We start from the raw sequence: 18,149 nt of genomic DNA on the forward strand, positions 1-18,149 counted from the left end.
TTTTCCGACGCTGTTGCGATCCGGCTCCGTGTGACGGAGCCGGATTTGCCCGGAACTCCCATCGTGTCCGGGTGGCGGCAGGGCTCGAGGCTGGTAGCAGCTGATGCAGGGCATCCGGCCTTGGTATGGGAGTGAGAAGAGGAGGCGACCGGTAGACGGTTCGCTGCTCTGGATCACAGCAGAATTGCGATTCAGGAGGAATTACAATGACGGGTCAAGCGAAAGCCGGCCGGCCAAATCAGTTACTGCGCAATCTGAATTCGAAGATTGCATCCATTCCGATGATCCTGACCGCCTTGGTCATCTTCGTCGGTGGCTCGGCCTGGACGGTCGTTTATTCATTCACGAACTCGAAGCTCCTTCCGCGGTTGAGCTTCGTAGGTCTCGAACAATACAGGCGCCTGTGGGCTGCCCCGCGCTGGATCGTGTCCATCGAGAATCTTGCGATCTACGGCGTGCTATCGATTATCTTCAGCCTGGTGATCGGCTTTGTGCTCGCGGCGTTGATGGACCAAAAGATCCGGTTCGAAAATACGTTCCGTACGATCTTCCTCTACCCATTCGCCCTGTCTTTCATCGTTACCGGCCTCGTCTGGCAGTGGATCCTGAACCCTGAGTTTGGCATCCAATCAGTTGTCCGGTCGTTTGGCTGGACAAGCTTCAATTTCGACCCGCTCTACACACCTGAAATCGTCATCTACGGCATTTTGATCGCCGCGCTGTGGCAGGGCACGGGTCTCGTCATGTGCCTTATGCTCGCCGGCTTGCGCGGTATCGATGAAGACATCTGGAAGGCCGCGCGCGTCGACGGCATCCCGATGTGGAAGACCTATCTCTTCATCGTCATTCCGATGATGCGGCCTGTCTTCATCACGACGCTTGTCATCATCGCCAGTGGCATCGTCAAGGTCTACGACCTGGTGGTGGCGCAGACATCAGGTGGTCCAGGCATCGCCTCTGAAGTGCCTGCGAAATACGTTTACGACTACATGTTCCAGGCTCAGAATCTGGGGCAGGGTTTCGCCGCCTCGACCATGATGCTGGTCACCGTCGCGATCATCATCATCCCGTGGGCCTATCTGGAATTCGGAGGGCGTAAACGTGCCTGATTCTGTTACTCTCAAGACCTCCGGTGGCCGCGCGTCCGGCCCCAGCGGCCCGAAGCCGAAGCGGGTGATCTCTCCGCGCAACATCATTCTCTATGGCACGCTTTTTGTTGCCGCTGCATATTACCTTCTTCCGCTTTACGTGATGATGGTCACGTCGCTGAAGGGCATGCCCGAAATCCGCCTCGGCAATATCTTCTCACCGCCGGTCGAAATCACCTTCGAGCCCTGGGTGAAGGCTTGGGCGACGGCCTGCACAGGCCTGAACTGCGACGGCCTCTCGCGCGGCTTCTGGAATTCGGTGCGTATCACCGTTCCCTCGGTGGTCCTGTCGATTGCCATTGCCTCGGTGAACGGCTATGCGCTCGCCAACTGGCGCTTCAAGGGTTCGGAAGTCTTCTTTGCGATCCTCGTCGTCGGCGCGTTCATTCCCTATCAGGTGATGATCTATCCTATCGTTATCGTGCTGCGTGAAATCGGCGTCTATGGAACTCTGACGGGCCTGATCATCGTGCACAGCATCTTCGGGATGCCGATCCTGACGCTGCTGTTCCGCAACTACTTCGCATCGCTGCCGCAGGAGCTCTTCAAGGCTGCCCGCATCGATGGGGCCGGCTTCTGGCAGATTTTCCTGAAGATCATGCTGCCCATGTCGCTGCCGATCTTCGTCGTCGCCATGATCCTGCAGGTCACCGGCATCTGGAACGACTTCCTGTTCGGTGTCGTCTTCACCCGACCGGAGTACTACCCGATGACCGTGCAGCTCAACAACATCGTCAACTCTGTCCAGGGCGTGAAGGAATACAACGTCAATATGGCCGCAACGATCCTGACGGGTCTGGTGCCGCTCGTTGTCTATTTCGTATCGGGACGACTTTTCGTCCGTGGTATTGCCGCTGGCGCAGTGAAAGGCTGATCCATGAATTCAAGTGTTTCCATCCGAGATCTCTCGTTGAACTTCGGTTCGGTCAGCGTTCTCAAGGACCTCAACCTCGAAATCAACGACGGCGAGTTCCTGGTTCTCCTGGGCTCTTCCGGCTGCGGCAAGTCCACGCTGTTGAACTGCATCGCCGGACTGCTCGACGCATCCGACGGCCAGATCTTCATCAAGGGCAAGAACGTCACCTGGGAAGAGCCGAAGGATCGCGGCATCGGCATGGTGTTCCAGTCCTACGCGCTCTATCCGCAGATGAGCGTCGAGAAGAACCTGTCTTTCGGCCTCCAGGTCGCCAAGGTGCCACAGCAGGAGATCGACAAGCGCGTGGCGCGTGCGGCGGAAATCCTGCAGATCCAGCCGCTGCTGAAGCGCAAGCCGGCCGAGCTCTCGGGCGGCCAGCGTCAGCGCGTTGCGATCGGTCGCGCATTGGTGCGCGACGTGGATGTGTTCCTGTTCGACGAGCCGCTGTCGAACCTCGACGCCAAGCTGCGCTCGGAGCTGCGCGTCGAAATCAAGCGCCTGCACCAGTCGCTGAACAACACGATGATCTACGTCACGCACGACCAGATCGAAGCGCTGACCTTGGCCGATCGTATCGCGATCATGAAAAACGGCATCATCCAGCAGCTTGCCGACCCGACGACGATCTACAACAAGCCACGCAATCTCTTTGTTGCAGGCTTTATCGGCTCGCCGTCGATGAATTTCTTGCGTGGGGAGATCACCAAGCAGGGTGACGAGGCGTTCTTCACCGCCAACGGCGTGAACTTCTCTGTTGCAGCCTATGAGGCGCCCGAATCGCTGCAAGCGGGCCGCAAGGTCATTCTCGGCGTTCGTCCTGAACATGTGAAGGTCAACGAGAATCTCGGCGCCGAGGTCCACGAAGCGACCGTCGACATCGAGGAACCAATGGGCGCCGACAACCTGCTTTGGCTGAAGCATGCCGGCCACACGATGTCCGTGCGTATCAATGGTGCACGCCGCTTCAGCCCCGGTTCCGCCGTCAAGCTCGGCTTCGATATGTCGCTGGCGTCGCTCTTTGATGCGGAGACTGAGCTTCGTATCTAGAAATCGCAATAGGGCGGAGCGTATAGTTCCGCCCGTTCTCCAATCGGCCATCTGGCCACCAAGTTCGGCTGCGGCCCGCGATTGCGGGCGGTCCTAAGCGCGGCCCGATCGGGATAATGCTATGACTTCCTTGCCGACAAACGGGTTTAACCTCGACCTATCCGGATCGTGGAAGCTCACCTCAGCCGACGGCGAGGTCACGACATCGATCACGCTGCCGGGCGATGTGCACACGGCGCTGCATGCCGCTGAACTGATCCCCGATCCCTATTTCGGCCGTAACGAGGAGATCGTTCAGTGGGTGGCGCAGCGCGACTGGGTGCTGGAACGCAGTTTCACGCTGTCCGAGCCGGACGGCGAGTGGTATCTCGATATCGACTATCTCGATACCGTTGCCGCGGTGTTCGTCAACGGTTCTCCGGTGCTGCTCGCCGATAACAGCTTCCGTCGCTACCGGCCCGATGTAGGTGGCCAGCTGAAGACTGGCGAGAACCACATTCGGATCGTGCTGCACTCGAGCATTTCGGCCGGTGCCGACCGGCAGGCCAAGCAGCCGTTCTACATCCCATATCACCCCGGCAATTCGCCTATTGCGAATGGCAATATGCTGCGCAAGCCGCAGTGCCATTTCGGTTGGGACTGGAACATCGCGATTGCGCCGCTCGGCCTCTATGGCACGATCGCTTTGCGCAGGCTCGAGACTGCGCGCATCGACCACGTCACGACACGTCAGGTCCATAATCTCGACGGCTCCGTCGATCTGCAGGTGACGGCGACATTGTTCGCCAAGAATCCGGGGATTGTGCCTGTTCATTTTACGCTCGACGGGGAACGCATTCGGCTCGACGTCGGCGTCGGCGCCGGCGAAACCGTCGTCAACCACGTCTTCCAGATCGATAAGCCGCGCTTGTGGTGGCCGGCGGGCAGTGGTGAGCAGGCGCTCTACACATTGACTGTCGATCTTCCGTCGGATGCGGTCAGCAAGCAAATCGGTCTTCGCACCGTCGAGCTGATCACGACGCCCGATGCCGCCGGCAGCCGTTTCGCGCTGAAGGTCAACGGCCGCGAGATCTTCTGCCGCGGCGCCAACTGGATCCCGGCTGATGCGCTGTTTTCGCTGTCATCGCCCGAGAAGACTGAAGACCTGCTGCAGTCGGCTCATGCCGCAAACATGAACATGATCCGCGTCTGGGGCGGCGGCTTCTACGAACATGACTATTTCTACGATCTTTGCGATCGGATGGGCCTGATGGTCTGGCAGGATTTCATGTTCGCCTGCAACCTCTATCCTTCGACGGAGGATTTCCTCGACAACGTCGCGCTTGAGGTCGACTATCAGGTGCGCCGTCTGTCCTCGCATCCGTCGATCGCGCTGTGGTGCGGCGACAACGAACTGGTCGGTGCGCTCACCTGGTTCGACGAGTCGAAGAAGGATCGCGACCGCTATCTTGTCTCCTACGATCGCCTCAACCGTACGATCGAGCAGGCGATGAAGAAGGCGGCGCCCGACGCCATCTGGTGGCCGTCGAGCCCGGCATCCGGTTATCTCGATTTCGGCGATGCCTGGCATGCCGACGGTTCCGGCGACATGCACTACTGGTCGGTCTGGCACGAGAACAAGTCGTTCGACAATTATCGATCGGTGCGCCCGCGCTTCTGCTCGGAATTCGGCTTCCAGTCCTATACGTCGCTGCCTGTCATCAAGACCTACGCCGATCCGAAGGACATGAACGTAGCGTCGCCTGTCATGGAGCTGCACCAGAAGAATGCAGGTGGCAACGAGCGCATTGCCGGGACGATGTTCCGCTATTTCCGCTTCCCGAAGGACTTCCCGAATTTCGTCTATCTCAGCCAGATCCAGCAGGGTCTCGCAATCAAGACCGCAGTGGAATACTGGCGGTCGCTGAAGCCGCATTGCATGGGCACCATCTACTGGCAGCTCAATGACACATGGCCGGTCGCCTCGTGGTCGAGCCTCGACCACGGCGGTCGCTGGAAGGCGATGCATTATCTGGTCAAGCGCTTCTTCCAGCCGGTCGCCGTTGCGGCGATCCCTGATGAGGACGGCAAGCAGATCCGCTTCTCGCTGGTCAACGACACGCTTGCCGAGGTCAGCATCGACCTGTCGGTCTCGGTCCTCGACATGAAGGGCGAACGCAAGCACCTGAAGGACGTGCAGGCGGTCTGCACCCCTGACGCAGCCGTAACGGCGACGAGCATCGACGTTTCCGAAATTCCTGCCGGGACACTGCTTGCCTGGCGCTTCACGGCGTCGAATGGCATGGGTGGCGAGGGGCACTATGTGCACGGCACCTACAAGGCACTGGAGCTCGAGGCTGCGGGCCTCATGGTCACACACGAGTATGTCGAGGAAGACGGCTCCGTGTGCCTTAACGTCACTGCGAAGGGACTTGCGCTCTTCGTGATGATCGAGACCGAGACCGACGGCAAGTATTCAGACAATGCCTTCGATCTGGCGGCGGGCGAGACGCGCCGCATTACCTTCACCCCGGCAAAGCCGCTCGAGGGCGGCACCTTGCCGGAATTCCGTTTCTACGACCTGCAATCCTGTCAGTCCGTGGATTGATCCTGACTGAAATGCAATGGGCACGAGGCCCGAGGAGGAATGATGACGAAACTGAGTTTCCAGCTTTACAGCGCCCGTAACTTCCAGCCCTATTCGGCGATCTTTGAAAAGCTCGGCAAGGCCGGCTATCAGGAAGTCGAAGGTTTCGGCGGCATCTATGCCGACCTCGATGATGCCGGCCTGAACAGCCTGCGTGCCGAACTCGACAAGAACGGTCTTGTCATGGCCAGTGGCCATTTCAGCCCCGATTTCCTCGACGGCGAAGTCCAGAAGTCGCTGAACATTGCAAAGGTCCTCGGCATGGACTCGATCTATGCGCCGCATCTCGCCGCCGAGCAGCGCCCGACCGATGGTGCCGGCTGGCTGGCCTTCGGCAAGCGGCTGCATGAGATGGCAAAGCCCTACAAGGATGCCGGCTATGAGTTCGGCTGGCACAACCACGACTTCGAATTCGTGAAGCTCGCCGATGGCTCACTGCCGATCGAACGCATCTTTGAAGGCGCTCCTGACATTTCCTGGGAAGCGGATATCGCCTGGGTCGTTCGCGGTGGTGCTGACCCGTTCGCTTGGATCGAAAAGCTCGGATCGCGCATCACCTCGGCTCACGTCAAGGACATTGCGCCGGCTGGCGAGAACAAGAACGAGGATGGTTGGGCAGATGTTGGCCACGGCACTCTGCAGTGGGCCAAGCTCATCGCTGCACTCAAGAGCACCAAGACCAAGCACTACGTCGTCGAGCATGACAACCCGGCCGATGTCGACCGCCTGATCACGCGCTCGATCGCATCCTTCAAGACTTATTGAGGCATATCATGACCAAGGAACTTGGCGTCGGCATCATCGGATGCGGCAACATCTCCACCACCTACTTCTCACTCTCTCCGCTTTTCAAGGGTCTGAAGGTCCTGGCCTGCGCCGATATCAACGTGCAGGCTGCCCAGGCCCGCGCCGAGGAATACGGCGTAAAGGCGCAGACGATCGATGAGCTTCTCGCCAATGACGAGATCGACGTCGTCGTCAACCTGACGATCCCGGATGCTCACTTCCCGGTTTCCAAGGCGATCCTTGAATCCGGCAAGCACGTCTATTCGGAAAAGCCGCTGGTTCTCACCCTCGAGCAGGGTGAAGAGTTGCGCCGCATTGCCAAGGAGAAGAACCTCTCCGTCGGCTGCGCGCCGGATACCTTCCTCGGCGGCGCGCACCAGCTTGCCCGCAAGTTTATCGACGACGGTGGCATCGGCCGCGTCACCTCGGGCGCGTGCTACGTCATGAGCCCGGGCATGGAGATGTGGCATCCGAACCCGGACTTCTTCTTCCTGCCCGGCGGCGGCCCGATCCTCGATCTCGGTCCATACTACATCGCCAACCTGATCAACCTGATCGGTCCGGTGAAGCGCGTCGGCGCGATGACCTCCATGGCGTCCGAGACCCGCACCATCACCAGCCAGCCGCGTCATGGCGAGACCATCCCGGTCAAGACGCCGACGACGATCCAGGCGATCCTCGAATTTGTCAGCGGCGCGACTGTCACGCTGACGGCGAGCTGGGATGTCTGGTCTCATCGCCACGCCAACATGGAGCTCTATGGCACCGAAGGCTCGCTTTACGTGCCGGATCCGAACTTCTTCGGCGGCGTCGTCGAGGCCAGCGGCAAGGACAAGGACATCAAGCCGGTCGAAGGCTGGGAACATCCCTTCGGTATCTTCAACCAGGAGAGCCCGCAGGGACCGCGCGCCAACTACCGCACGGCGGGTCTCGCCGACATGGCGATGGCGATCATCGAGGGGCGCGATGCGCGTTGCTCGCTCGATCGCACGCTCCACGGCGTCGACGTCATGACTTCAATCCTGAAGTCGGGCGAGGAAGGCCGTTTCATCGAGCTGACGACGACCTGCACGCAGCCGGCCGCACTCGGCATCGAAGAAGCGCAGGCGCTCTTGAAGTAAGCGACCAAAGGACTATGGTCCGGCGCGGGCGACAAGCCCGCGCTTTTTCGCTTAAAGGATCAGAATTATGAGCTGGCAACCGGCTTCCGACCGCTATTCAAAGATGAAGTATAACCGCACAGGCCGTTCCGGCCTGAAGCTGCCTGCGGTATCGCTCGGCCTCTGGCACAATTTCGGCGGCGACACGCCGCATGACCGCAAGATCGACATGTGCCGCACGGCCTTCGATCTCGGTATCACCCATTTCGACCTCGCCAACAACTACGGCCCGCCTCCTGGCAGCGCCGAAACCGCCTTCGGTGAAATCCTGCGCACTGAATTTTCAGGCCTGCGCGACGAGTTGATCATCTCGTCCAAGGCCGGCTACGACATGTGGCCGGGTCCCTACGGCGAATGGGGCAGCCGCAAGTATCTGATCGCGTCGTGTGACCAGAGCTTGAAGCGCATGGGTCTCGACTACGTCGATATCTTCTATTCGCATCGTTTCGATCCGGATACCCCGCTCGAGGAAACCTGCGGCGCGCTCGATCATATCGTCCGCTCCGGCCGGGCGCTCTATGTCGGCATCTCGTCCTACAATTCGCAGCGCACCCGGGAGGCTGCCGCTATCCTGAAGGATCTCGGGACGCCGTGCCTGATCCATCAGCCGAGTTATTCGATGCTCAACCGCTGGGTCGAGGACGACAAGCTGCTGGATACGCTTGACGAGGCCGGCATGGGGTCGATCGTGTTCTCGCCGCTGGCGCAGGGTATGCTGACGACCAAGTATCTCGGCGGCATCCCGCAGGATAGCCGTGCTGCCCAGAACCACTTCCTCAAGAAGGACTTCATTCGTCCTCAGATCATCGACAACATCCGCAAGCTCAATGAGATCGCGGAGCGTCGTGGCCAGACGCTGGCGCAGATGGCGATTGCCTGGGTTCTGCGTGGCGACCGGGTGACGTCGGCGCTGATCGGCGCGAGCCGTTCGTCGCAGATCGTCGATTGCGTCAAGGCGCTCGACAATCTCGAATTTACCGCCGCTGAGCTCAAGGAGATCGATGTCTATGCCCGCGAGGCCGACATCAATCTCTGGGCAAAGTCCGCGGAACGCGAATAAACCGAAGCGCCCGGTCCAGTGCGCCGGGCGTTTCTCCTATCATTTTTTGATGTACGTGCGGCAAGCCGCGAGTATTTCAGGGAGGAGACTTCACCATGATCCGCAACCCGATCCTGCCGGGCTTCAACCCCGATCCATCCATTTGCCGCGTTGGAGACGACTACTATATCGCCACCTCGACGTTCGAATGGTATCCCGGCGTCCAGATCCATCATTCGCGCGATCTTGTGAACTGGACGATGGTTCGGCGTCCTCTCGAGCGCAAGTCGCAACTCGACATGCGCGGCAATCCCGACAGCTGCGGCGTCTGGGCCCCCTGCCTTTCTTATGCCGACGGGCTGTTCTGGCTGGTCTATACCGACGTCAAGCGCTTCGACGGCAACTTCAAGGATGCGCATAACTACATCGTGACTTCGCCAACCATTGAGGGCGAATGGTCTGAGCCGGTCTACGTGAACTCTTCGGGCTTCGACCCGTCCCTGTTCCATGATGAGGACGGCCGCAAGTGGTTCATGAACATGCAGTGGAATCATCGCACCGAGAGCTTCGGCGGTGCGCCGAAGTCGCCGGCCTTCGATGGCATTCTGCTGCAGGAATGGGATGCGGCGACCAGGTCGCTGAAGGGCCCGATCAAGAACATATTCGCCGGCAGTTCGCTGGGCCTCGTCGAGGGACCGCATCTCTTCAAGCGGAACGGCTACTATTACCTGACGACCGCCGAGGGCGGCACTGGCTACGACCATGCCGTCACCATGGCTCGTTCGCGCACGATCGACGGTCCCTATGAGATGCATCCGAACAAGCACCTCATCACGTCAAAGGATCATCCTGAAGCCATTCTCCAGCGAGCAGGGCACGGCCAGTATGTCGAAACGCCCGACGGACAGGCCTATCACACGCACCTCTGCGGTCGTCCGATGCCGCCAAAGCGCCGCTGCACGCTCGGTCGCGAGACCAGCCTGCAGAAGTGTGTCTGGAAGGAGGACGGGTGGCTTTACCTCGAGAACGGCACTGTTGTTCCCGATGTCACCGTGCCGGGACTGGCCGGCGCTGTGCCGGTCGAGAAGCCTGTGCGCAGCGAATACAGCTTCGACGGTGGAAAGCTGCCTGATGATTTCCAGTGGCTTCGCACGCCACAGCCGGAGCGCATTTTCAACCTTACCGATCGGGCAGGACATCTGAGGCTGATCGGGCGCGAAAGCATCGGTTCGTGGTTCGAACAGTCTCTTGTCGCCCGTCGTCAGGAGCACCACAGCTTCAGGGCGGAGACGGTCGTGGAGTTTGATCCCCACACCTACCAGCAGGTTGCCGGCCTGACGCATTACTATAACAGGCACAAGTTCCACGCGGTCGCCGTGACCCTCCACGAGAAGCTGGGACGGTGCGTCACCATTCTCTCCTGCAATGGCGACTATCCCCACAGCCGTCTCGACTTCCCGGTCGGCAGCGGCGTTGCGGTGCCTGCCGAAGGGCGCGTTCAGCTTTCCATGGAAATCCGCGACAATGACCTGCAGTTCTTCTGGCAGACGGAAGGCAAGGGGGCCTGGCAGCCGATCGGGCCTGTGCTGGATGCCGGTGTGGTCTCCGACGAGGGCGGACGTGGCGAGCACGGCTCGTTCACCGGTGCATTCGCCGGCGTTTTCGCCTTCGATACGTCGGGTCGCGCAAAGACCGCGGATTTCGATTGGTTCAATTACGAGGAACTATGATCGAACCAGCGACATCGCCTGAAATTGCGGGCGATGTCGCATTTGCTAATTTAATAGATGCTTTTAAACACGTGTTTTCATTACGTAAGTTTAATCAAACTTTCAGTTTCGGTTCATCATTTTGGACCTAGGTTCTGGGCGTGTTCAACACGAGGAACCTCCCAATGAAAAAGGTCACCACCGTCCTTCTCGCTACTGCTGTGCTCGCTTCTCCGCTGCTGGCAACGACCGAAGCGAGCGCCCAGGATCACCGCCGGCCGGTCGTCGTGGAGCGCGACGTTCACGTCACGAAGTACAAGTGGAGCCGCGGCCATCGCATGACGCCTACCGAGCGCCGCCATATGCGTGACGTGCGCGACTATCATCGCTACCGCCTGTCGGCTCCGCCACGCGGCTATCGCTGGGTGCAGGTCGACAACGACTTCCTGCTCATCGGCTCGGTCAACGGTGTGATCGCGAACATCGTCATTCGCTAAACGCTGACGTCACCATGTGAAAAGGGGGCTTTAATGCCGCCCTTCTGATTCAATCAGACGCCAATTACAGGCTTCCGTAGGACGCTGTGCGCGTGGCCAGAACTAGTGAAGGGCGGGGGTTCCGCACCCGCCCCTGCAATCTCAGCTTTCTCGCGCGAGGCAGGCCTTCATGCTGTTGGCAATGCCGAGCATGAGGTTGGGATAGAGGTCCGCGCCGGCATCGAGCGTGGCGGCCTCCGGATCGAGGACACCGGCCTTCGCCTTGGTCCCCTCGATGACCACATCGACCAATCGCGGCTGGAACTGCGGTTCGGCGAAGACGCAGGTGGCGCCAAGTTCGCCGACCTTCTTGTGGATCTCTGCAATGCGTTCCGCGCCGGGGATCGTTTCGGGGCTGACGGTGATCGAGCCCGCGACCCGTACATGATAGCGGTTCTCGAAATACTGGTAGGCATCGTGGAAGACGATGAACGGCTTGTCCTTCACCGGTGACACGATGCCGGCGATTTCCTTGTCCAGCGCGTCGAGGCTGTCGTCCAGCGTCTTGGCGTTGGCCTGGTAGGTGAGGGCATTGGCGGGGTCGGCTGCGACGAGGGTGGTGGTGATCTCGGAGGCCATCGCCCTGGCATTCTGCGGATCGAGCCAGAGATGGGTGTCGAAAGTCCCGTGATCGTGGCCCTGATCGGTGTCGGCACGGGCATGATCGTGTCCATCGCCGTCATGATGATCTTCACCGTCATGGTCGCTGTGGTCGTGCGGTTCGAAGGCGCCGCCCTCACGGAACTTGAGCTTGGTCAGGCCGGGCGCCTTGTCGAGCTCGGCGACGACGGCATCAGACCCGATCGCCTCCAGCGGCTTCTCCAGAAACGTTTCAAGACCGGGACCGACCCAGAACACCACCTTGGCGTTTTGCAGCGCGCGCGCGTTTGACGGCTTCATATTGTAGGTGTGGGGCGAGGCGGCGCCATCGACGATCAGTTCGGGTGTGCCGACGCCCTGCATGATCGCCGATACGAGCGAGTGAACCGGCTTGATCGAGGTCACCACGACAGGCGCATCCGCCGTTCTGCCCGCCTCGGCAAAGAAGATGGCGGGAATTGCGAGGGTAAGGGCCGTCGCGAATTTCATCGGTGTACTCCGCTTGAATTGCAGTTGTAATGTTATTACATCGATTGCGTTATGCTATAACGTGTGCGATAGCAAGTCGCAACAGCACATTCGGAAAAATGATGTTCTCTCCCGCAAATTCCGAAGCGAAGCCATTGGTCTCGCTTTCCAACGTCGGCGTCCAAAGAAGCGGCCGCTGGCTCGTCCGGGGCGTGGATTTCTCGGTCTCGCGCGGCGAGATCGTGACGCTGATCGGCCCCAATGGCTCGGGCAAATCGACCACCGTCAAGACGGCGATCGGCGTGCTGAAGCCCGATGAGGGTACGGTTGAACGCGCCGACGGCCTCAAGGTCGGTTATGTGCCACAGAAGCTTGCGATCGATTGGACGCTGCCGCTCACCGTACGCCGGCTGATGACGCTGACCGGACCGCTCTCCGAACACGACATGACCGCCGCGCTCGAAGCCGTCGGGCTTTCACATATGCTCGGCGCCGAAGTGCAGCATCTCTCGGGCGGCGAGTTTCAGCGGGCCTTGATGGCGCGGGCGATTGCGCGCAAGCCTGATCTCCTCGTCCTCGACGAACCCGTTCAGGGCGTCGATTTCTCAGGCGAGATCGCGATCTACGACCTGATCCAGTCGATCCGCAACTCGACCGGCTGCGGCATCCTGCTGATTTCGCACGACCTGCATGTCGTCATGGCGGCGACGGATACCGTCATCTGCCTCAACGGCCATGTCTGCTGCCGCGGCACACCGCAGGCGGTGACGCAGAGCGCCGAATATGTCCGCCTCTTTGGTAGCCGCGCTGCGCAGGCGCTTGCCGTCTACAGCCATCACCACGACCACACGCATCTACCGGATGGCCGTGTGCTGCATTCCGATGGCTCCGTCACCGATAACTGCCATCCTGATGACGGCCACCATCATGGCCACGAAGGGCACGACCACGCCCACCACAACCACGCCGGTCACAGCCACGATCATCATGCTGACGATCATAGCCATGATCACAAACAGCCCGCAGGAGAGCGCCATGTTTGACGATTTCTTCGTCCGCGCGATCCTTGCAGGCGTCGGGCTTGCGCTGACGACCGGCCCGCTCGGCTGTTTCATCATCTGGCGGCGTATGGCTTATTTCGGCGATACGATCGCCCACTCGGCACTGCTCGGCGTCGCGCTCTCGCTGCTCCTGCAGTTCAACCTGACGCTTGCCGTGTTCCTCGTCGCGGCTACCGTGTCGATCCTCCTGCTGTTCCTGCAAAAACGCCAGGCGCTGTCTGCGGATGCGCTGCTCGGTATTCTGTCGCACGCGACGCTGGCGATCGGTCTCGTCATGGTCGCCTTCATGAGCTGGGTGCGCATCGACCTCATCGCTTTCCTGTTCGGCGACATCCTTGCGGTCTCGAAGACGGATATTGTCATGATCTGGGGCGGCGGCATTCTCGTTTTGGCGGCGATCGCCTGGCTCTGGCGACCGCTACTGGCCTCCACGGTCAACCCCGAGCTTGCCGAGGCCGAGGGACTGCAGCCGGAGCGGGCGCGGCTGTTCTTCATGCTGCTGATGGCTGTTGTCATCGCAATCGCCATGAAGATCGTCGGCATCATGCTTATCACCTCGCTGCTGATCATCCCGGCGGCCGCAGCGCGCCGTTTCGCCTCGACGCCTGAGGTGATGGCGGTCTTCGCCTCGCTGATCGGCGCCGTCGCCGTGGTCGGCGGGCTGTTCGGTTCGCTGACCTACGACACGCCCTCCGGCCCCTCGATCGTCGTCGCGGCCCTGATCCTTTTCATTCTGAGCCTGCTGCCGAGGCGCGGGCGCGGGCAGGCCTTGGAAGGACAACGTTCATGAACGCACCTGCTTTGACCAAGAACCAGGCTCTCGTTTTCGAGGTACTCGAAAAGGCGGACGGACCGCTCAGCGCCTATACGATCCTCGACAAGCTGCGCGATCATGGTTTTCGCGCGCCACTGCAGGTCTACCGCGCCCTCGAGAAGCTGCTCGAGTATGGCGTGGTGCACCGGCTGGAAAGCATCAACGCCTTCGTCGCCTGCGCCCATCCGGACCAGAACTGCCACAGTCACGGCATCGTCGCCTTCGCGATCTGCGAGAGCTGTGGGCATGTCATGGAGTTCCACGACCACGAGGTCGATCACCGCCTCATGGACTGGACGCGCGGCAAGAAGTTCAAGGCAGAGAAGACCACGATCGAGATCCGTGGTCTGTGTGAGGCGTGTGCCGCTTAGGCCTGACCGCTCAACCAAATTCTCTCTATGATTGCTGATTATTGTTTATGTAAGTATTGATTGTATTTGTAGCTGATTTATGATGTTCGGCGGGGCTGGGGACTCACACATGCCGAAATGTCATCTATCTTTGCTGATATTGGCAATTCCGCTCAGCGGATGTTCCATCTTTGCGCCTGTTTACAACGAGGCCGTCTATACGAAGCTTGACGGCGCACATTCGAGCCTGACGAAAATCGATATTACATCGAAGCTCTCGCCATGGTGAAGGACGCGGGCGATATCGCAGGGCGGCGCACGGCTTATCTCCAGGGCAAACCATCTGCGCGCGCCGCACAGCTCGTGGCCGACAACATCGAACGCTGCCGGCAGGCGATCGAAGCATCCCGGGCGAAGTTCGAGGCCAAGGGTCAGCGGGCCAACGAAACGGACAATATTACGATCGTTCAGAACACCTGAGGCATAGCCAGAACGATGGAGGGGTCATTGAAATAGGGGGGACAGCCATGTCTGTTGACGCGAATTTCGCACCGGAATCTGCCGAAGAACTGCTTGAAGGCCTGCTGTCCGTCGCTGCCGCGACGGCAAAGGGCCAATGGACCGCCATTCGCGACGAGATGACCTACCAGCTGGGTTTCATCGCGCAGAAGACCGCCAAGGTCATGGCGCAGCTTGCGGCGAGACGATCACCGCCAAGTCTGCTGACCTGACGCTGCATCTTCTCGAACTCAATCTCAACAGCGCGTGGCCGAGTTCGAATTCCTCCTTTATGTCGCCGCGCAGAAGATCCTGAACGCCGTTTTCGATCTCGTGAAGATGGCCGTCAAGAACGTGACCGGCGTCGGTCTGCTGTTCTAACAGTTCAGAGTGGGCGCAAGTCCCGCGCGAAACGTTGCCAGTTGCCGACATATTTTTCGGCTGAGCGGCGTAACCCGGCGATCGCCGCCTCGTCCAGGGTGCGGACCACGCGCGCCGGCGAGCCGACGATCAAGGAGTTATCCGGAAACTCCTTGCCCTCGGTGATCAGCGCATTTGCGCCGACGAGGCAGTTGTTGCCGATCTTGGCGCCATTCAGCACCGTGGCACCCATGCCGATTAGGGAATTGTCGCCGATCGTGCAGCCGTGGACGATGGCGTGATGACCGATGGTGCAGCCTTCGCCGATCGTTACGGGAAATCCCGGATCGGTGTGCAGCATCGCGCCTTCCTGGATGTTCGTCGCCGCGCCGACGGTGATCGGCTCGTTATCGCCGCGCAGCACTGCACCGAACCAGACGCCGACGTCGACGCCAAGTAACACCTGACCAATGACATGGGCATCCGGGGCGATCCAATAGTTGCCTGATGGCGGCAGGTCCGGCATCAATTCGCCAAGCGCGTAGACAGGCATGACGTCTCCCCTCAGGCCACGTTGATCGACAGCGTGGAAATGCCGTCGATGCCGCAATCGACACGGTCGCCCTTCTTTACGGCGCCGACGCCTGCCGGCGTACCGGTCATGATGACATCGCCCGGCGCCAGGATGAAGAGTCTCGAGAGTTCGGCAATGATCTCAGGCACCTTCCAGATCATCTGGTTGAGGTCGCCATCCTGGACGCGCTTGCCGTTCAATTCCAACCAGATACGGCCCGCCGAGGGATGCCCAAATTGGCTTGCCGGGACGATAGGCGACACCGGTGCTGAATATTCGAAGGCCTTGGCGACTTCCCAGGGGCGGCCGAGCTTCTTCGCCTCGGCCTGTAGATCGCGACGTGTGAAATCGATGCCGACGGCGTAGCCATAAATGCAGTCGAGCGCCTTGTCGGCGGCGATATCCTGGCCGCCGGCTTTTAGCGCCAGCACACACTCGACCTCGAAATGCACATCGCTGGACAGCGGCGGGTAGGGGAAGTCCTTGCCTGCGGGCAGCAGATTGTCGGCGTTCTTCTGGAAAAAGAACGGCGGCTCGCGGCTCGGGTCATGGCCCATCTCGATCGCATGGTCGGCGTAGTTACGCCCGACGCAGTAAACGCGGCGTACCGGGAACGCCTCGGCTGTGCCTTCGACGGGAAGCAGGACGGGATGCGGAAGCGGGATGACGGTGGCGGGAAGGGACATTGCACGCTCTTGCTGTTCGTGAGTCCTGACATCTTAGACGGAAAGCAACGGCGGGGGAACGCGTGGTTCGACAACGCAGCATCATCATCGCCTTGCATCCTGACATGGCTGCCTTGCGTGAGGAAAACTGGCGTTTTGCCTGCCTTTACGCTATGAGCGCGGCATGACGACATCCAATTTCTACGCCGAGGCCCTGACGTCGGGCCAGCCGATCTTCGCGATTGCGCCGATGATCGACTGGACCGATCGCCATTGCCGCTATTTTCACCGGCAGATCAGCCGCAATGCGCTGCTCTACACGGAAATGGTGGTGGCCGATGCGATCATCCATGGGCCGCGCGAACGGCTGCTGTCCTTCGACGGAGCGGAGCATCCGGTGGCGCTGCAGCTCGGTGGGTCGGATCCGGCGAAACTTGCCGAGGCGGTTCGGATCGCTGGCCCTTACGGCTACGACGAGATCAATCTCAATGTCGGCTGCCCCTCGGACCGGGTGCAGTCAGGCACCTTCGGCGCTTGCCTGATGCTGACACCGGAGACGGTGGCTGCCTGCGTGGCGGCGATGAAGGCGGTGGCCGACGTGCCTGTCACGGTGAAGTGCCGGATTGGTGTCGACGAGCAGGATCCAGAAGCGGCTCTGCCCGATCTTCTCGATCGTGTGCTCGATGCCGGTGCCGACGCCGTCTGGATCCACGCCCGAAAGGCCTGGCTGAAGGGCCTGTCGCCGAAGGAGAATCGGGAAATCCCGCCGCTCGACTACGAGATCGTCTACCGCACGAAAGAGGCGCGGCCCGATGTCTTTATCGGCATCAACGGCGGCATCCAGACGCTGGACGAGGCGGCTGATCATTTGAACCACGTCGACGGCATCATGCTCGGGCGTGCGGCCTACCAGAACGCCGCGATTCTTGCCGATGTCGACCATCGCTTCTATGGCGCGGTTGCCGACGAAGCTGACTGGGGCGATATCCGCGGCCGGATGATGGCTTATGCCGAGCGCCATATCGCCAACGGCGGGCGGCTGCAGCAGGTGGCGCGGCACATGGTCGGGCTGTTTACGGGGCTGCCTGGCGCGCGGCGCTACCGACAGATTCTCTCGACCGACGCGGTCAAGGTGGGAGCAGGCCCCGAGGTGATCGCAGCCGCCTTTGCGGCGGTGGATTTCGAGGGCGCGCGGGAAACGGTCAGCGCCTAGGGTGACGCTACGACCGGCCAAACGAAAAACGGCGCCCCTTGCGGAGCGCCGTTCTCTTTCCTGCCGAAGCAGAGAATGAATTAGTTAGCCGAGATGTTGACGGCCTTCGGGCCCTTGCCCATGCGGTCCGGCTCGGTGTCGAAGGTGACCTGCTGGCCTTCGCGCAGCGACTGGATGCCAGAAGCCTGGAGCGCGGAGATGTGGACGAAAACGTCCTTCGCGCCGCCTTCCGGCGTGATGAAACCAAAACCCTTGTCCTGGTTGAAGAATTTTACGGTGCCCTTGGTGGCCATTGGGATAGTCCTTTTCCCTTAGTCTGTTTGGTATCCATCCCCCGCGAGAGGAAACGGACGGCTTTAGCTTTCGCGCTCCCTCATCAAAATTCAGCGCGCGAAGGGTCAGTCGAGTAGTTCACGAACGGGGAAAGAACGTCTACGTACGCGGGTGTCCCCCACGCTGCCTTCCTGCCGGAAAGCTTTACCACATCAGTCCAGTCACCGGCATGCAAATGCCCGAGAGCCGCATTTGGTGACAGCATTCGAAGCAAAAGGCAAGCGGCAATATTGTGGCACCAGAATC

19 protein-coding genes are annotated in these 18,149 nt (G+C 60.4%); 15 read left to right on the plus strand and 4 right to left on the minus strand.

Annotation, left to right across the window (positions count from 1 at the left end):
- Positions 1–206 precede the first annotated feature (206 nt).
- The 9 genes from AC1DPR_RS00355 (at position 207) to AC1DPR_RS00395 (ending at position 10,928) form a co-directional block, all read left to right on the plus strand.
- A complete protein-coding gene (locus AC1DPR_RS00355) occupies positions 207–1,109 on the plus strand; it encodes a carbohydrate ABC transporter permease (protein WP_018854735.1) in 903 nt (300 codons plus the stop codon).
- Positions 1,102–2,022: a carbohydrate ABC transporter permease gene (locus tag AC1DPR_RS00360; RefSeq protein WP_018854736.1), complete on the plus strand. Its 921-nt coding sequence runs from the start codon at positions 1,102–1,104 to the stop codon at positions 2,020–2,022. Before AC1DPR_RS00355 ends, AC1DPR_RS00360 begins: the two co-directional genes overlap by 8 nt.
- A gap of 3 nt (positions 2,023–2,025) precedes the next feature.
- Positions 2,026–3,111 (plus strand): ABC transporter ATP-binding protein, encoded by a 1,086-nt coding sequence (locus AC1DPR_RS00365; protein WP_018854737.1) that lies wholly within the window; start codon positions 2,026–2,028, stop codon positions 3,109–3,111.
- 121 nt (positions 3,112–3,232) lie between these two features.
- Complete coding sequence (locus AC1DPR_RS00370; RefSeq protein ID WP_018854738.1) at positions 3,233–5,698, plus strand: beta-mannosidase; 2,466 nt, start codon at positions 3,233–3,235, stop codon at positions 5,696–5,698.
- Between the two features lie 42 nt (positions 5,699–5,740).
- Positions 5,741–6,502 carry a sugar phosphate isomerase/epimerase family protein gene (locus AC1DPR_RS00375; protein ID WP_026371458.1) on the plus strand — a complete coding sequence of 254 codons (762 nt, stop codon included), beginning with the start codon at positions 5,741–5,743 and terminating at the stop codon, positions 6,500–6,502.
- An 8-nt stretch (positions 6,503–6,510) separates the two neighbouring features.
- A complete protein-coding gene (locus AC1DPR_RS00380) occupies positions 6,511–7,644 on the plus strand; it encodes a Gfo/Idh/MocA family protein (protein WP_018854740.1) in 1,134 nt (377 codons plus the stop codon).
- A gap of 67 nt (positions 7,645–7,711) precedes the next feature.
- Positions 7,712–8,743, plus strand: coding sequence for an L-glyceraldehyde 3-phosphate reductase (mgrA, locus tag AC1DPR_RS00385; RefSeq protein WP_062371138.1), 1,032 nt, complete (start codon positions 7,712–7,714; stop codon positions 8,741–8,743).
- 95 nt (positions 8,744–8,838) lie between these two features.
- Positions 8,839–10,452, plus strand: coding sequence for a glycoside hydrolase family 43 protein (locus AC1DPR_RS00390; protein ID WP_018854742.1), 1,614 nt, complete (start codon positions 8,839–8,841; stop codon positions 10,450–10,452).
- Positions 10,453–10,616: 164 nt separating this feature from the next.
- Positions 10,617–10,928: an RcnB family protein gene (locus AC1DPR_RS00395; protein ID WP_477815585.1), complete on the plus strand. Its 312-nt coding sequence runs from the start codon at positions 10,617–10,619 to the stop codon at positions 10,926–10,928.
- Positions 10,929–11,069: 141 nt separating this feature from the next.
- Here AC1DPR_RS00395 and AC1DPR_RS00400 read toward each other — a convergent pair whose 3' ends face one another.
- Positions 11,070–12,056, minus strand: coding sequence for a zinc ABC transporter substrate-binding protein (locus AC1DPR_RS00400; protein ID WP_018854744.1), 987 nt, complete (start codon positions 12,054–12,056; stop codon positions 11,070–11,072).
- A 101-nt stretch (positions 12,057–12,157) separates the two neighbouring features.
- Here AC1DPR_RS00400 and AC1DPR_RS00405 point away from each other — a divergent pair, with 101 nt between their 5' ends.
- From AC1DPR_RS00405 to AC1DPR_RS00425, 5 genes are all read left to right on the plus strand, one after another.
- Positions 12,158–13,078, plus strand: coding sequence for an ATP-binding cassette domain-containing protein (locus AC1DPR_RS00405; protein ID WP_113471022.1), 921 nt, complete (start codon positions 12,158–12,160; stop codon positions 13,076–13,078).
- Entirely contained in the window at positions 13,071–13,886 is an 816-nt protein-coding gene (gene znuB, locus AC1DPR_RS00410; RefSeq protein WP_018854746.1) for a zinc ABC transporter permease subunit ZnuB, read from the plus strand. Before AC1DPR_RS00405 ends, znuB begins: the two co-directional genes overlap by 8 nt.
- Positions 13,883–14,281 (plus strand): Fur family transcriptional regulator, encoded by a 399-nt coding sequence (locus AC1DPR_RS00415; RefSeq protein WP_016554263.1) that lies wholly within the window; start codon positions 13,883–13,885, stop codon positions 14,279–14,281. The genes znuB and AC1DPR_RS00415 overlap by 4 nt, the downstream gene beginning before the upstream one ends.
- Before the next feature lie 261 nt (positions 14,282–14,542).
- Positions 14,543–14,740 carry a hypothetical protein gene (locus AC1DPR_RS00420; RefSeq protein ID WP_018854748.1) on the plus strand — a complete coding sequence of 66 codons (198 nt, stop codon included), beginning with the start codon at positions 14,543–14,545 and terminating at the stop codon, positions 14,738–14,740.
- A 47-nt stretch (positions 14,741–14,787) separates the two neighbouring features.
- On the plus strand, positions 14,788–14,991 hold the full coding sequence (locus tag AC1DPR_RS00425; protein WP_018854749.1) for a hypothetical protein: 204 nt from the start codon (positions 14,788–14,790) through the stop codon (positions 14,989–14,991).
- Positions 14,992–15,143: 152 nt separating this feature from the next.
- On the opposite strand, the gene AC1DPR_RS00430 is transcribed toward AC1DPR_RS00425, so the two are convergent.
- Both AC1DPR_RS00430 and AC1DPR_RS00435 read right to left on the minus strand, forming a co-directional pair.
- A complete protein-coding gene (locus AC1DPR_RS00430; protein ID WP_018854751.1) occupies positions 15,144–15,671 on the minus strand; it encodes a gamma carbonic anhydrase family protein in 528 nt (175 codons plus the stop codon).
- Positions 15,672–15,682: 11 nt separating this feature from the next.
- Positions 15,683–16,378, minus strand: a complete 696-nt coding sequence (locus tag AC1DPR_RS00435; protein ID WP_018854752.1) for a fumarylacetoacetate hydrolase family protein — start codon at positions 16,376–16,378, stop codon at positions 15,683–15,685.
- Positions 16,379–16,571: 193 nt separating this feature from the next.
- Between AC1DPR_RS00435 and dusA the strand changes: the two genes are divergently transcribed.
- Complete coding sequence (gene dusA / locus AC1DPR_RS00440; RefSeq protein ID WP_026371459.1) at positions 16,572–17,570, plus strand: tRNA dihydrouridine(20/20a) synthase DusA; 999 nt, start codon at positions 16,572–16,574, stop codon at positions 17,568–17,570.
- A gap of 80 nt (positions 17,571–17,650) precedes the next feature.
- Here the strand turns inward: dusA and AC1DPR_RS00445 are convergent, their stop codons facing one another.
- The gene (locus AC1DPR_RS00445; protein ID WP_007533154.1) at positions 17,651–17,863 is read right to left on the minus strand and encodes a cold-shock protein; all 213 of its coding nucleotides are present in this window, start codon (positions 17,861–17,863) and stop codon (positions 17,651–17,653) included.
- Positions 17,864–18,149 lie beyond the last annotated feature (286 nt).

The sequence above is a fragment of the Rhizobium sp. 01T417 genome, assembly GCF_056398905.1.